This is a genomic window from Kordia sp. (assembly GCF_050633145.1).
In the GTDB taxonomy this organism is placed as follows: domain Bacteria; phylum Bacteroidota; class Bacteroidia; order Flavobacteriales; family Flavobacteriaceae; genus Kordia.
The window spans coordinates 1-14,584 of record NZ_JBOEFY010000036.1 but is presented as its reverse complement, the minus strand read 5'-3'; the positions used below and the strand labels follow the sequence as shown (position 1 = coordinate 14,584).

General features: G+C 32.5%; 14 protein-coding genes. 12 read left to right on the top strand and 2 right to left on the bottom strand.

The genetic code is table 11. The features are described from left to right. The first annotated feature begins 92 nt into the window (after positions 1 to 92). The gene (locus tag ACRBBL_RS17220) at positions 93 to 740 is read left to right on the top strand and encodes a DUF4919 domain-containing protein (RefSeq protein WP_431370315.1); all 648 of its coding nucleotides are present in this window, start codon (positions 93 to 95) and stop codon (positions 738 to 740) included. A gap of 112 nt (positions 741 to 852) precedes the next feature. Here ACRBBL_RS17220 and ACRBBL_RS17215 read toward each other — a convergent pair whose 3' ends face one another. Continuing rightward, positions 853 to 2,463, bottom strand: a complete 1,611-nt coding sequence (locus ACRBBL_RS17215) for an FAD-binding protein (RefSeq protein WP_431370314.1) — start codon at positions 2,461 to 2,463, stop codon at positions 853 to 855. A gap of 145 nt (positions 2,464 to 2,608) precedes the next feature. Here ACRBBL_RS17215 and ACRBBL_RS17210 point away from each other — a divergent pair, with 145 nt between their 5' ends. The 4 genes from ACRBBL_RS17210 (at position 2,609) to ACRBBL_RS17195 (ending at position 5,092) form a co-directional block, all read left to right on the top strand. After that, entirely contained in the window at positions 2,609 to 3,001 is a 393-nt protein-coding gene (locus tag ACRBBL_RS17210) for a DUF3574 domain-containing protein (RefSeq protein ID WP_431370313.1), read from the top strand. 43 nt (positions 3,002 to 3,044) lie between these two features. Beyond that, positions 3,045 to 4,142 (top strand): alkene reductase, encoded by a 1,098-nt coding sequence (locus ACRBBL_RS17205; RefSeq protein ID WP_431370312.1) that lies wholly within the window; start codon positions 3,045 to 3,047, stop codon positions 4,140 to 4,142. Between the two features lie 127 nt (positions 4,143 to 4,269). Continuing rightward, the gene (locus tag ACRBBL_RS17200; protein ID WP_431370311.1) at positions 4,270 to 4,461 is read left to right on the top strand and encodes a cold-shock protein; all 192 of its coding nucleotides are present in this window, start codon (positions 4,270 to 4,272) and stop codon (positions 4,459 to 4,461) included. Positions 4,462 to 4,630: 169 nt separating this feature from the next. Continuing rightward, positions 4,631 to 5,092, top strand: a complete 462-nt coding sequence (locus tag ACRBBL_RS17195) for a cold-shock protein (protein WP_431370310.1) — start codon at positions 4,631 to 4,633, stop codon at positions 5,090 to 5,092. Positions 5,093 to 5,187: 95 nt separating this feature from the next. On the opposite strand, the gene ACRBBL_RS17190 is transcribed toward ACRBBL_RS17195, so the two are convergent. Then, positions 5,188 to 6,072: an AraC family transcriptional regulator gene (locus tag ACRBBL_RS17190; RefSeq protein ID WP_431370309.1), complete on the bottom strand. Its 885-nt coding sequence runs from the start codon at positions 6,070 to 6,072 to the stop codon at positions 5,188 to 5,190. A gap of 155 nt (positions 6,073 to 6,227) precedes the next feature. Here ACRBBL_RS17190 and ACRBBL_RS17185 point away from each other — a divergent pair, with 155 nt between their 5' ends. From ACRBBL_RS17185 to ACRBBL_RS17155, 7 genes are all read left to right on the top strand, one after another. Then, a complete protein-coding gene (locus ACRBBL_RS17185; protein ID WP_431370316.1) occupies positions 6,228 to 7,238 on the top strand; it encodes a zinc-binding alcohol dehydrogenase family protein in 1,011 nt (336 codons plus the stop codon). Positions 7,239 to 7,317: 79 nt separating this feature from the next. Continuing rightward, on the top strand, positions 7,318 to 8,286 hold the full coding sequence (locus tag ACRBBL_RS17180; RefSeq protein WP_431370308.1) for an LLM class oxidoreductase: 969 nt from the start codon (positions 7,318 to 7,320) through the stop codon (positions 8,284 to 8,286). A gap of 12 nt (positions 8,287 to 8,298) precedes the next feature. Next, positions 8,299 to 9,096: an SDR family NAD(P)-dependent oxidoreductase gene (locus ACRBBL_RS17175; protein WP_431370307.1), complete on the top strand. Its 798-nt coding sequence runs from the start codon at positions 8,299 to 8,301 to the stop codon at positions 9,094 to 9,096. A 272-nt stretch (positions 9,097 to 9,368) separates the two neighbouring features. Continuing rightward, the gene (locus ACRBBL_RS17170) at positions 9,369 to 10,418 is read left to right on the top strand and encodes a helix-turn-helix domain-containing protein (RefSeq protein ID WP_431370306.1); all 1,050 of its coding nucleotides are present in this window, start codon (positions 9,369 to 9,371) and stop codon (positions 10,416 to 10,418) included. A 189-nt stretch (positions 10,419 to 10,607) separates the two neighbouring features. Continuing rightward, on the top strand, positions 10,608 to 11,042 hold the full coding sequence (locus ACRBBL_RS17165; RefSeq protein WP_431370305.1) for a nuclear transport factor 2 family protein: 435 nt from the start codon (positions 10,608 to 10,610) through the stop codon (positions 11,040 to 11,042). A 3-nt stretch (positions 11,043 to 11,045) separates the two neighbouring features. Continuing rightward, positions 11,046 to 13,205 (top strand): DUF5916 domain-containing protein, encoded by a 2,160-nt coding sequence (locus tag ACRBBL_RS17160; RefSeq protein ID WP_431370304.1) that lies wholly within the window; start codon positions 11,046 to 11,048, stop codon positions 13,203 to 13,205. 125 nt (positions 13,206 to 13,330) lie between these two features. Further along, positions 13,331 to 14,509 (top strand): hypothetical protein, encoded by a 1,179-nt coding sequence (locus tag ACRBBL_RS17155; protein WP_431370303.1) that lies wholly within the window; start codon positions 13,331 to 13,333, stop codon positions 14,507 to 14,509. The last annotated feature ends 75 nt before the right edge of the window (positions 14,510 to 14,584 follow it).

Here is a 14,584-nt window from a genome sequence, read left to right as displayed (position 1 = left end):
GCGCACCTTGGGGCTGGAAAGAATAAACTGACTGAACTACAGGTGTTTATAAGTTCATGCTCATGTTCCGTACAAGCTAAAAAAATTCTATTATGATTAAACATTTTTTTATAACCTTACTATTTCTTTTCAATTTCAATATTATAATTGGACAAACAGAAACAGAAATAAAAGTTCCTAAATTTGACGATAATTATTGTAAGACCGTACAAATGCTAGAAAACGGAAAAACTGACATTGATTATAAATCATTCAGAGAAAGTTTTATAGAAAGTAAACAATTTAAAATTGCGTCTAATAAAAGCTCCGAATTTAGGGAGTTGAAAAAAGAAATGTATAGACAAATGTCTGAATTGAAATACGATAGTATTATTATTACAACAAAAAAAATGTTGAGCATTGACTACACAAGTATGATAGCTCATAAAATATTGAGACAGACTTATAAAGTTGTTGGAGATACTATAAATGCAGCAAAATATAAAACAATTCAATTTGGACTTTTAAAATCAATAGTAAGTAATGGAGATGGAAAGTCTTGTGAAAGTGGTTGGTCAGTAATTCAAATATCTGAGGAATATTTTATTTTAAATATGCTCGGAGTTGAATTAGATAATCAAAGTATTGCTGGCGGAATTTGTGACCGAATGGAAGTTGTGGATGAAAATCGAGAAAAGAAAGTTTATTATTTTGAAATAAGTAATGTATTTAAAGGAAAAGAGAAATTGAAAGAAAAATAAGCCCTATCAATTCTTTAGAAATTAAATCTCGCAAGATACACATGCTTGTATGTGTGCATTATTCAAACAAAAAAGCGATCATTCAAAATAGTAGAATGATCGCTTTTTTATATTATTCAGGTAAAATACTCATCTCAAACTTAAACAATTGATCTTCATCGTATTTCTTTTTCACCTTCCGGAGTTCATCTAATTTATCATTGTAATAAATCTTTAATAATTCCAAACGATTTTTATCTTCCTTAATATCTGGAACCAAGGTTTTATCTACGAAATTAATAAAAGAACCTTCTGTATAGTCTGCTATAGATTCTCTAAAATCTTTCACCCATTGTACGTATACAGTATTTCTTCCTTCATTGGTAAAAGCATTGGAAACATCGTCCCACCAAGCCTGTATTTGCAACATATATGGCTTTTGAGCATATCCAAACGCTCTGCTATCTGCATTTCTAGTAACTGCGCCTCCCATACAATGAAAACTCATATACATATTTACATCTGCATAATAGCAGGATGTTTCTAAATAGGAATAAATTGCTTCTACCAACTTTCTATGATTCACATCATCTTTTGGAAAGCTAGAAGATACTTTATGCGGATGTGGCCTATCGCAGGTTGAACCTGGAGGAGCATCTGGCAACACCGTTAAATCTAGTTTTTTACATGTTTCACCTTCATTATCTACATATTGTATGCTACCAGTGGGATTTATAAAATCAATCAGTTCACGCTGATTTCTAGCATATTCTGCATGAGAAGCTGTTGCTGCTGTATCTACAGATTTTGCCAATAATGTTTCTTGCTCTAGAGAATCTGAATATTCTTTTGGAGTTTGTGTAAAAGTCTCAGGAGTCAGTTGATTCATGACTAAAACACCAAAATACTTTATGAGTAATTCTAGTAATTCAACTTTAGAACCATAAAATTTTCCACCCATACGCCCCTGAATCTCAGATTTTACAATAATCATTGTGCAGGTCGCAGAAAGTCTTTCGTCTATTCCACCTATTTTTGCGTGTAATTCTGCCCATTTAGTAATCACATCTTTAATATCATCAGGATTTTCCCATATCAATCTAAAATTGGTGGTAACAGGAAGGATAGAAACTAAATTAAACTTGAAACGCGTTACGACACCAAAATTTCCGCCGCCGCCGCCTTTTAATGCCCAAAACAGGTCTGAATATTCATTATCAGCATTTGCGATCACTTTTTTTCCTGGTGCTATTACAATTTCAATATCGGTGACAGAATCGCAGGTTAATCCGTATTTTCGAACAGAAACTCCCCAGCCACCGCCTTGTGTGAGTCCACCAACATTTACAGATTGACAACCACCACCAGGAATTGTTTTTCCTTTTTTAGCTAATTCATCATACACTTGTCCCAATTGTTTTCCAGCTGGAATCCAAAGCGTTTCAGTGTGTTCATCGAACTTAGGAAGTTGGTTCATTTCAGATACATCTATAATAATTACGTTATTGGCAGAACACATTCCTTCGTGTTGGTGTCCGCCAGAGCGAACCCTAAAAGGAATTCCATTTTTTTTACAATGTTGAACACAATACACAACATGATCAGCATTTGCACAATAGGCTATAGTAGCTGGCATGTTCCCAAAACGTGTGTTAGAAATAACTCGTGCGTAGTGATACAAAGGATCCCCAAAATTGACAATTTTCAAACCTTTTGGAGCATTCTCTTTAAAAGATGAATTCATGAGTATTAATAATTTGGTTAGTTAGTTTATGTTTCTAAAAGTAAGAAATTATATGTAAACACTTAGAGGTTTTAACTCTGCAACTAGCATTTATTTATACATAATAAAGAATTTTGTAATATCTTTAAGCCTCTAAGATATAATCATGAAAACCTACCTAAGATTAGTAACATTCATTGCACTTACGCTATTGTTTTTTGCATGTAGTTCTGCTAAATTTCAATCAAACTATATAAAAACAGAGCTCTATTTTGGGCTTTCAAAGAAAAATGGAGTTGTAACTGAACAAGAGTGGAATGCATTCAAAGTAGATTTTATTAGTAAAAAGTTTTCTGGATATACTGAGCTAAAATCAAAAGGTTTTTGGACAAATCCGAAAGGCGAAACTGTCTCCGAGAATTCAAGACTCATCATATATTTAAACAAAGGAACAACAGCTGATAGCATTGCAATTGCTTATGTGATTGACAACTACAAACAAAAATTTAATCAAGAATCTGTTCTAAAAATAGAAACACCAGTAAAAGCTGATTTTTAGTTTACAATTGATATAAATACTATTATATAAAACATAAAATTACATGCCCAAAAAACCTTTATTACAATCCTATTCTTCTAAAAATTTACAACTCAAAAATCGTGTTATTATGGCGCCTATGACACGTAGTAGAGCCAATACTAAAGGAAACGTTCCTACGGATGAATTGCACGGAATTTATTATGAACAAAGAGCTTCTTCGGGATTAATTATTACGGAAGGCGCACAAGTTTCTAAAGAAGCAGTTGGCTATATTCATACACCTGGAATTTACACAAAAGCACAAGTAGAAGGTTGGAAAAAGGTGACGAAGCGTGTGCATGATAAAGGAGGAAAAATATTTATTCAACTATGGCATGTAGGCCGTATTTCTCATCCCGATTTTCATGAAGGAGCATTGCCTGTAGCACCATCTGCCATTAATCCGAATCGAAAATCCTATACGCCAGATGGTTTTAAAGATACGGTTACACCGCGCGAAATGACACAAGCCGATATTGACAGAACGATTCAAGATTTTGTAAATGCAGGCAAAAACGCCATGGAAGCTGGCTTTGATGGAGTAGAAGTGCATTCGTCTAACGGATATTTATTTCATCAATTTTTTACAAATTGTTCCAATACACGTACGGATAATTATGGCGGAACTATGGAAAACAATGCACGATTTTTCTTTGAAACGCTTGACGCGATGAAAAAAGAAATGCCCGAACAAAAAATTGGTGTGCGATTCAATCCGTCGTTGCATTCGGCAATGGCAGGAATTACAATTGATGAGGAAACGATTCCTACATTTGAATATATCATCAAAAAACTCAATGCGTATGATTTGGCTTATGTACATTTATCGGAGCCTTTTTCAGATGTTTCAGAAGTTCCACATGCAGTGACTGAAATCGCAAAACATTTTAGACCATTATACCAAGGAACATTGATGATTAATACTGATTTTACGTTTGAAAAGGGAAACAAAGTTTTAGAAGAAAATGAAGCTGATTTGGTTGCTTTTGGAAAACCATACATCTCAAATCCGGATTTGGTGGAAAGATTTGAGCATAAAATTGCCTTAACTGACTGGGATACAAATACATTTTACACACTAGGAAAAGAAGGATATACTGATTATCAGTCTAGTATTTGATGAGAAAAGTAGCTTTTTTAGATAAAAGTTGACTTTTTTAAAAAAAATAATGGATTAATTTATTGTAAATCAAATTAATGGTATCATCTTTGCATCTATTAAATCAAATATTTTAAATTACATTACAATGAGTAAAGGAACAGTAAAATTCTTCAATGACACTAAAGGTTTTGGATTCATCACTGAAGAAGGATCAAACAAAGAACACTTTGTACACATCTCTGGATTAATTGATGAAGTTCGTGAAGGTGACGAAGTAGAATTTGACCTAACAGAAGGTAAGAAAGGATTAAACGCAGTAAACGTAAAAGTTATCTAAATATATATTCGATCTTTTATAAAAAGTCTATCAAAAACATGGTAGACTTTTTTTATTCTAAAACTCATATTTAAAAAAAAATTAATAATTCTTTTTATTATATCTGCTAAAGAAAGTGTATATTAAAGGGAATTAATACTAATTATATAAAAACAATTTAAGAATCTGAATGGGTAAATCACAACAAACATTTAATAAATCAGAAAAAGTAAAAAAGAGATTAAAGAAGAAAGAGGAGAAGCGCAAAAAAATGGCTGCGCGTAAAGCTGAAGCAAAAGAAGGCGGAAAAAAAGGAATTCAGTTTGCTTATGTCGATCATAACGGCAATCTAACAGATACGCCACCAGATCCTTCTCAAAAAGTTGAATACGAGATTGAAACTATCGAGATCAGTATTCCAAAAACCTTAGAAGGCGATAAGGAAGAAGTAGATCCTGTACGTAAAGGAAAAGTCTCTTTCTTTGATTCATCAAAAGGTTTCGGCTTTATTATAGACGCTGAAAATAATGAAAAATATTTCACTCACGTTAGTGGAATTATCGATACAATTACAGAAAATGACAAAGTTACTTTCGAACTTGAACAAGGTAAGAAAGGCTTGAATGCTGTAAAAGTTACCTTAATAAAATAATAAACTTTAATAAGTAATATATAAAAGCGTTTACAATAGTATCTCGGTACTATTGTAAACGCTTTAAATCTTTATAGTAAGTACTGTAAAAACTGCTAACTACTACAAGCAACACGTTTTAACAGTACATATTCTCCTTTGTTTTTAAAATCTCTAATAGAAGTACCAACGTAACGTTTAAAGGTTTTAGATAAATGACTTGCATCTGTAAAGCCTAAATCATCTGCAATTTCAGAAATAGTAAAATCAGAGTTTAATAAGCGAATTTCTACTAGCTTTAGTTTGGCTTTGATAATGTACTCACGCAAAGGAATCTGTATTTGCTTTTTAAAATATTCACTGACATAAGTGGAAGACATTGAAAATACACTTGCCAAATGCTCTATTTTTAGCTTTTCTGGTTGATCAATATGTTCGTTAATATAGGTAAGCATTTTATGAATTCTGTCATCGTTGGAATTTTGAGAAACTTCATAAAAACTAGACTTCTTAATATTCCTGATTAAAATCTCTAAAACACTTGTCATTAAACTTTTTATCAGTGTAATAGAAGCTTCTCCGTAGTTTCTAGATTCTTCTAAAATCATACTAACTAACTTACGAACATGAGTACGATCAATTTCACTTTTAATAATATCGCCTGGCAATTGATTGTAATTTGAAAGAATATACGAAGCTTCTTTGTACCATTCATCACGATCAATAGAAGTACGATTGGCACTTTTAAAAAATGCGTCTGTAAATTTTAAAAAGACAAATTTGGAAGGACTTTTAATTTTGAATGAATGACATTTTAAAGGCGGCAACAAAAAGATACTTTCTTCCGTATATGGATATTCATTGTAATTGATACATTGTGTACCTTCTCCTTTTTTAATCAATACCAGTTCAAAAAAATTATTCTTTACAGGTCGTTGTTTCCATTCAGACAATTCAACTTCTTGTATTTCAAAAGGTTTATAAGTCTCTAATACTTGCATATACAATCAAAATTTGAGTAAAACTATATAAAAACTTCCTTAAAGTAATCATTTGCATTTAAAAAACCTTTAAAAATACCTGAACTCCCTTTTTAAATACATAAAAATAGTTGCTAATGGATCTAATTTTGTATCAAGAAATTAAAAATGAAAAAATGAAAGCAATAGGATATAAAAAATCATTACCGATAGAAAATGAAAACTCATTACAAGACATTGAGTTAGAAATGCCAAAAGCTACAGGGAAAGATCTGCTAGTAGAAGTCAAAGCGATTTCTGTAAATCCGGTAGATTATAAAATTAGACAAAATGTAGCAGCAGAAAATGATGATTGGAAAGTAATTGGTTGGGACGCAGCCGGAATTGTAACAGCAGTAGGAGCAGAGACCAGTTTATTTAAAGTAGGTGATGAAGTATATTATGCTGGCGATTTAACACGCACAGGAAGCAATTCTGAATTTCAACTAGTAGATGAACGCATTGTTGGAAAAAAACCAGCAAGTCTGTCTTTTGGAGATGCAGCCGCGTTACCATTAACGTCACTCACTGCATGGGAATTACTTTTTGATAGAATGCAGGTTGTAACAGACAATCCAAACAAAAGTATTTTAGTCATCGGAGCTGCTGGTGGCGTAGGTTCTATCATGACACAATTATTGAAGCAATTGACAAAACTGACAATTATTGGGACAGCTTCTCGCGAAGAAACTACAGATTGGTTAACGCAACTTGGCGCAGATCATGTCATTAATCATAGAAATAAACTCAGTGAAGAATTTTCTAAAAAGAAGCTACCACAACCAGATTATATTGTGAGTTTAAATGCTACCAAGCAGCACAAAGATGAAATTATAAAAATAATTAAACCGCAAGGTAAATTTGGTTTTATTGACGATCCAGAAGGCGGATTTGATGTAATGCCATTCAAAATGAAAGCTGTTTCTACACATATTGAGTTTATGTTTACCCGATCTATGTTTCAAACAGAAGATATCACAGAGCAACACAATATTCTCAATGAAGTTTCAAAATTAATTGATGCAGGAAAAGTACAAACAACTGTTGGAAATCATTTTGGAAAAATAAATGCAGAAAACATACGCAAAGCGCATGCATTGTTAGAATCAGGAAAATCAAAAGGTAAAATTGTATTGGAAGAATTTTAAACAGAATAAACATCTAAAACTTATTACGAATCTTTAAGAACTTTCTTGAAGATTCGTATCTTTTAATTGAAACTTCTCTATGAATACATTTGAACAAATAAACCGTGGATACAACAGTGTTTTTAAGCAAAACGAGTTGAGCATAGGATTGGTCGTTCCGATAGAAAACTATGCGCAAAGTTCTGTTCCTAATATGAATGATCATATAAAGCGTGTGCAATTTGCAGAACAATTAGGATTTAAAGCTCTTTGGTTGCGCGATGTACCTTTTCATGTGCCATCTTTTGGAGATGCAGGGCAAACCTATGATCCGTTTACATATTTGGGATATTTAGCAGCAAAAACAACTGATATAGCACTTGGTATTGCAAGCATAGCGTTGCCATTGCATCATCCTGTACATGTTGCAAAATCGGCAGCTACGGTTGATCATTTGTCGGATGGTAGGCTCATTCTTGGAATTGCTTCTGGCGATCGTTATGAAGAATATCCAGCCATGGGAATTAATTATGAGAATCGTGGCGAACAATTTAGAGAAGCGTTTCAGTATATTCGAAATGCTCAACATGATTTTCCAACATTTGAATCGAAAACATTCGGAAACTTACAAGGAAATATAGATGTATTACCAAAAGCGACAGCTCACAAAATTCCAATGTTGGTTACAGGTTTCAGCCAACAATCATTGCAATGGAATGCAGAACATGCAGATGGTTGGATGTATTATCCAAGAGACACTACACAACAGAAATATCGCATAGCTGAATGGCGAGCATTAATTGCAGAAAATCAAGCATATAACAAACCTTTTTTGCAACCTTTATACATAGATTTACATAAAAATGATGACTTTAAGCCACAACCAATTCATTTAGGTTTTCGAATAGGAGTAAAGCATTTAATAGCTTATTTACATCATTTACAAGATATTGGAGTAAATCATATCGCATTAAATTTACGTTTCAATTCAAATCCTATAGAAGCAACTTTGGAACGATTAGCAAAGAGTATTTTACCAAAATTTCATTCAAACACAACTAAAAAATAAGACCGTAATCACATGAAAAAAACAATCATAATCACAGGAAGCACAGACGGAATTGGAAAACTAGCAGCCATAAAACTCGCAAAAGACGGTCATGAAATCTATATTCATGGAAGAAATAGAGAAAAATTAGCAAATGTCATCTCGGAAATAAAATCTGCTTCAAAAAATTCCAATATAAAAGGTTTTGCGGCCGATTTATCTACAATTGATTCCGTACAACAACTTGCAAAAGGTATTGCTTCAGAAGTTCCTAAAATAGACGTATTGATCAATAATGCAGGAGTTTATAACAGTAGTGCATCTAAAAATCAAAATGGTTTTGATATGCGATTTGCTGTAAATTATTTTGCTCCTTATGTGTTGACAAACGAATTATTGTCAATTATAGAAAAATCTCCCACAGCAAGAATCATCAATTTAAGCTCTGCCGCACAAGCGCCAGTTTCTTTAGAAGCGCTGGAAGGAAATATTTCCATCACAGAACAAGCAGCGTATGCACAAAGTAAATTAGCATTGACAATGTGGAGTTTTAATTTAGCCACACAACTTTCAAACATACAAGTAATTGCAGTCAATCCAGGTTCTTTATTAAACACAAATATGGTCAAAGAAGCCTTCGGAACGCATTGGTCTTCTGCCGACAAAGGCGCAAATATTTTATATGATTTAGCAGTTTCAGCGCAACACAAAGACATTACGGGGAAATACTTTGATAATGACAAAGGAAGTTATGGAAATGCACATGCTGATGCATACAATCAAAGTAAAATTGAAGACTTAATTAAAAAAACGGAAGCTATTTTGAAGTAAGCACTTTATAAACCTGTAACTTTTTACGAATGCGGAACATATATTAGTATGATATATGCACAAATAAACACATTCCAAGAGTTCTGTATTCACCTTCATCAGAGTGCTCAATGGTCTTTCAAGTTATATTCTCTTATCAGTTATTGCTATTGCTAGCATTGGTTTTTGGTTGCACAGCAAATGGTATTTTAGAAACAAAAAGTAAAATACACTTGTGAACAAGAAATATTCATAATATTTATATATTTGAATTTCATCAATTACAAAATCACATGAACAATTCATTGCTATTCTTTTTATGCTCAATTGGCGTATTTAATGGGTTTATAGCAAGTATCTATTTTTTATTCTTTAGCAAGCAAAAACGTGTGCAAAACTTCTTTTTTGGCTTGCTTTTATTGTTTTTGTCGGTGCGAATTGGAAAATCAGTCTATACAATTTTCACACCACGAGAAGAACGAAATATATGGATTATCCAAATAGGATTGTCTGCTTGTTTTTTAATTGGGATCGCGGTATTTTACTATATAAAATCGTCTGTTGAAAATACGAAAGTTATTCCGCGTTCGTGGAAAATCCACATTGCAATACTGCTTGTTTTTATTGCAACTGTAGGACTTACAAATTCGTATGCGAGCAATCCTTCTTTTTGGAATCACTATTTCGTAAAGTTTATTTATACCGTTTGGGGTGTATATTTAGCGCTTTCTGTCTATGTATTGAAAGATGTTTTAAAGAAATTATTTCAGAAAAATGTACGTTGTGAAACATCCGAAATATGGTTGATTGCGATATTATCAGCTAACTTCTTGATTTTTACAGCATATATTATTGGCTATTTCTATTTGTATTTTGTCGGAACAATTACCTTCTCAGTAGTTTTTTATGCCTTACTAATTTTTCTATTATCGAAAAAGAATCGTGACACAATTTTTCAAGACATTCCAGAAAAGTACCAAGCTAAAAAGATTGAAAAATCGGAAGAAGAAGAATTAATTGCAGCCTTAAAAGAAGCCATGAAAACACATCAGTTTCATAAAAATACAAACATAAAACTGAACGATATTGCGAAGGTTTTGCACATATCTTCGCACAAATTGTCACAATTATTGAATGATAATCTCGGAAAAAACTTTGCGTTGTTCATAAATGAGTATAGAGTAGAAGACGCCAAAAAACTATTGCGAGAAAACAATCAATTTACGCTTGAGTCTATTGGTTTTGAAGCTGGTTTTAGTTCAAAATCAACATTTTATGCAACCTTTAAGAAACTCATAGGTAAGACACCTGCTGAGTATAAAAAACAATCTTCAGAGTCTTAATTTGTCCAATTTTATAATTCTGGACACTTCAATTATAATCAATCACTCCATTTTTTAGCTGTTTTTAGAAGTTTGATCAAATTATTAAATCAAACAAAAATGAAATGAGCTTTAGTAATTAAGTTGATAGCAACTGAAATACTTATTGGCGAATTCCATTTGACTTTAAAAACAATTAAAAATAAACAAATGAAACAGTACTTTTTTATTCTTAGTATGCTTTGCGCGATACAATTTTCTACAGCGCAATCGGAACATGCATTGGTAGAAAAAACACTTCAAAACTACATCAATGGGAGTTCGTATAATCAATTAGAAATGCTTGAAAGCGCCTTCACGGAAAACGCTACTTTATATCTTACAGGAAGACAAGGTGATTTTAAACGATATACTCCAAAAGACTATATGGGATTTTTTAAAAATGGTGAAAAAGGAAAATTCAACGGTCGCGATGGAAAAGTATTGGCAATCGAAATTGTAAAAGATATTGCCACTGCAAAGGTAGAAATTGCGGGACCAAACCGTAGTTGGGTGTATATCGATTTGTTTCTATTGAAGAAATTAGGTGACGAATGGAAAATTATTAGTAAAACAGCAACAAGAGTTGACATTCCTAAAAAATAATTCATGAAATACATATTGACATTTTTTTTCTTGTGTGGCTTTATGAAAAGCTTAGCGCAAAAGAAAACGATACCATTTATTGATACAAAAATTACGATTGACGGGCAGTTTAAAGAAAGCGTTTGGCAACAATTACCAGAATACACAGGTTTTTATAACTATTTGCCAACTGATATTGGTTTAGCAGAAAATCAAACTTCTGTAAAAATTTTTCATAACGGCGAGTATTTATATGTGCGTGCAATTTATAATGACAGCACATCAGAAACTCGTGTAAGTACTTTAAAAAGAGATGTTTCAATAGCATTTAGTGATGCTTTTATTATGATTTTAGATACACAAAATCAAGAGCAAAACGGATATTTATTTGCTGTGAATTCTCTTGGAAATCAAACAGATGGATTGGTAGGACGCGCAAATAATGGTTACGATTTAAGTTTTAGTTGGAATGCAATTTGGCAATCCGAAGCAGTATTAAACGGAAATAAAAAACAATATGAAATTGCGATTCCGCTGAAATCATTGAATTTCAACAAAGAAAATCCAGTTTTTGGAGTTCAGTTTTATGTGCGTGATATAAAGAATAATTCATGGACCATTTTTAAAAATGTAAAGCGAAACTATGCAAATCTCGATTTACGATTTACTGAAAAATTTGCAGTAGAAAGCCTACCAAATATAGCTACATCTCGCTTTACGCTTACACCTTCAATTACTGCAAACTATCAGGAAGATGTCACAAATAAAACAGATGAAACTACGTTCACGCCAAGTGTAGATTTACAGTATAATTTGACTTCTTCTTTAAAATTGGATGCAACCATAAACCCTGATTTTTCTCAGATTGATGTCGATCAACAAGTAACGAATTTGACGCGTTTTGCTATTTTCTTTCCAGAAAGAAGAAACTTTTTTTTAGAGAATGCAGATTTATTTTCAAACTTAGGTGTTGACGGAGTAAATCCGTTTTATTCCAGAAGAATAGGAGCAGAGAGTACTATTCAATTTGGTTTGAAACTTTCTGGTAATATAGCGCCAAAGACCCGAATTGGTGTGTTGAACGTACAAACCGATGAAGAAAATGAAACTGCTTCCCAAAACTTTAGTGCCATTGTTGGTGAGCAGCAATTGTCTAAGAACTTTTCAGCGACAGCATACCTAATCAATAGGCAAGAAACAGCTGATTTTGAGTTTATAGACGATTACAATCGTGTAACGGGAATCAATGTCAATTATAAATCGGACAACAATAAATGGATCGGCTTAGCGAATGTTGGTAAGAGTTTTAATGACGGAATTGACAACAAGAACAGCTTCTACAATCTAGGAATTTGGTACAATCAACGAGGTTTTCGTTGGAATGCTGGTATTAAAAAAGTAGAGAGAAATTACCTTACAGACGTTGGTTTTACACCGAGATTATTCAATTATGACGCTATTAACGATGTGGTTGTTAGAGAAGGTTACACGCAAGCAAATGCTGGTATTGAATACCAAAAATTCTATGAAAACTCTAAAACGGTCAATTCAGTTCGGTATTTAAATTACAGGAATAATACCTATTTTGATGAAACAGGAGCATTTAGTCAGTCTTCTCACTTTTTAAATTCGGCAGTATTCTTTAAGGATTTATCAGCATTGTATTATGTGTTTTTTTATGATGATATTGATTTAAAATATGGATTTGATCCATTGCGAAATGGAAATTCGTTGCAACCAGATCGCTATCGTTTTGGACTTTTAAAGCTTGGATATAATTCTGCGAACAATCAAAAGTTTCGCTATCGTGTCAATGTGCAAAAAGGAACCTATTACAGTGGAAAACGCACTACAGCTGGCGCTTATATGAATTATCAGTTATTGCCGTTTGCCAATTTTGAACTTTCGTATGACGTGAATCATATTGATTTAAATGAATTGGGAGAAGAAACCTTTCATTTGACACGTTTAACGAGCGAAATCTTCTTTTCAAATCGTTTAAACTGGACAACATACATACAGTATAACACACAGCGAGATAACTTTAATATAAACAGTCGCTTGCAATGGGAATACAAGCCTTTATCGTATATCTACTTTGTAGTTTCAGATAATTTCACACAAAATCTTACCCGAAAAAATTGGGGAATTGCCTTTAAAATGAACAAACGATTTGATTTTTGATTTTACAGCTCATATATTGCTGTAACACATACGATTAATTATTATTAGCTATATTTGATAGGTGTCTCTTATGAAAATTAGAGCAAGATCAACAGTATATCCCGTATTAATTAAAACTTTCTCGAATGATGACTTTTATTTTAAAGCACAAAAATTTCTGTACGCTATTTGCTATTCTTTTTATGTTTTCTATAGATGTAAATGCGCAAAATGGCAATCAACTATACAATTCAGTTCAAAATATTTATACAAAATATTCCTCTGTGGGATCTAATAACTGTAGTGCTGCAAAAAAAATAGTAACAGAATTACAAAGGTATACAAGTTATAGAGCGGCAGTTCCTGCTGCCAAAGCGTATAGTGTAAATTTCCCAAAAAAAGTAGCGAATCCTACCATTGGAGATTTAGCCAAAGATAGAATTGCAAGAATTAAAAGTCAATTTAAACAGTGCTTTCAAACTAACAATACAAGCCCTAAATCCTTGGCTTTATATAATGAAGTTCAAAATATTTACGCGCAGTATAAATCTATAAAACCGAATGATTGCAATACTGTAAAAAGAGCGATTGTAAAACTAAGAAAACATATAAGAAGTAAAGTAGCTGTTCCTACTGATAAAGCGTATAGTGTAAATTTTCCAAAAAAAGTAACGAATCCTACCATTGGAGATTTAGTAAAAGATAGAATTGCACGACTTAAAAGCCAATTTAAACAGTGTTTTGAGAAAAAAGGAATGTCTAATTATATCCTTGTAAACATTCCGGGCTCATGGAAATATGTTCACAAAGGGCGAGAATATAACTTTACTATAGATAGACGCGGTACTACGGTAGTTGGATTTTTTAAAAAGCATGGATACTCATATCCGCCAGTTTATAAAGGTGCAAAAATGATGAATAACAATCGTGTTCGATTTCGTTATGAATTAGGAGGAAAACATATATTGAAACTAGAATTTAATCATACTTCATCGGGAACTTCTGCAACTATTTCTGAATCTTGGAATGCAGATGGTAAATGGGAAAAACTAAATTTAGAACCTTTAACAACTAAAAAAATAACGCCAGCACCAAGCACATCTCTTAAAAAAGTTGACATTACGTTTTTAAATCAAACGAAGTCTAATGCTATCATTTATTGGGTTAATAAGGGCAAAGAGATAAAATATAAAACGCTTTCTCCAGGAGAAGCTTATGTACAAGGAACTTTTAGCACTCATGACTGGCGCATTCGAATTAATGGGAATACACGTCTTAATTATAAAACTACAACAGATAAATCTCAATTAGTTCGTATTAAATAAAACGAAAGTCGCAGAATTACTTTGTCGTTTCAGGCAATTTTACACAAAATCTCAATAGAAAAACTGTGGAATTGC

Coding starts and splice junctions, on each gene's coding strand:
- ACRBBL_RS17165 (WP_431370305.1), top strand. CDS start 10,608: ATGAAACAGTACTTTTTTATTCTTAGTATGCTTTGCGCGATACAATTT.
- ACRBBL_RS17210 (WP_431370313.1), top strand. CDS start 2,609: ATGAAAACCTACCTAAGATTAGTAACATTCATTGCACTTACGCTATTG.
- ACRBBL_RS17215 (WP_431370314.1), bottom strand. CDS start 2,463: ATGAATTCATCTTTTAAAGAGAATGCTCCAAAAGGTTTGAAAATTGTC.
- ACRBBL_RS17155 (WP_431370303.1), top strand. CDS start 13,331: ATGATGACTTTTATTTTAAAGCACAAAAATTTCTGTACGCTATTTGCT.
- ACRBBL_RS17175 (WP_431370307.1), top strand. CDS start 8,299: ATGAAAAAAACAATCATAATCACAGGAAGCACAGACGGAATTGGAAAA.
- ACRBBL_RS17200 (WP_431370311.1), top strand. CDS start 4,270: ATGAGTAAAGGAACAGTAAAATTCTTCAATGACACTAAAGGTTTTGGA.
- ACRBBL_RS17190 (WP_431370309.1), bottom strand. CDS start 6,072: ATGCAAGTATTAGAGACTTATAAACCTTTTGAAATACAAGAAGTTGAA.
- ACRBBL_RS17160 (WP_431370304.1), top strand. CDS start 11,046: ATGAAATACATATTGACATTTTTTTTCTTGTGTGGCTTTATGAAAAGC.
- ACRBBL_RS17185 (WP_431370316.1), top strand. CDS start 6,228: ATGAAAGCAATAGGATATAAAAAATCATTACCGATAGAAAATGAAAAC.
- ACRBBL_RS17170 (WP_431370306.1), top strand. CDS start 9,369: ATGAACAATTCATTGCTATTCTTTTTATGCTCAATTGGCGTATTTAAT.
- ACRBBL_RS17205 (WP_431370312.1), top strand. CDS start 3,045: ATGCCCAAAAAACCTTTATTACAATCCTATTCTTCTAAAAATTTACAA.
- ACRBBL_RS17195 (WP_431370310.1), top strand. CDS start 4,631: ATGGGTAAATCACAACAAACATTTAATAAATCAGAAAAAGTAAAAAAG.
- ACRBBL_RS17180 (WP_431370308.1), top strand. CDS start 7,318: ATGAATACATTTGAACAAATAAACCGTGGATACAACAGTGTTTTTAAG.
- ACRBBL_RS17220 (WP_431370315.1), top strand. CDS start 93: ATGATTAAACATTTTTTTATAACCTTACTATTTCTTTTCAATTTCAAT.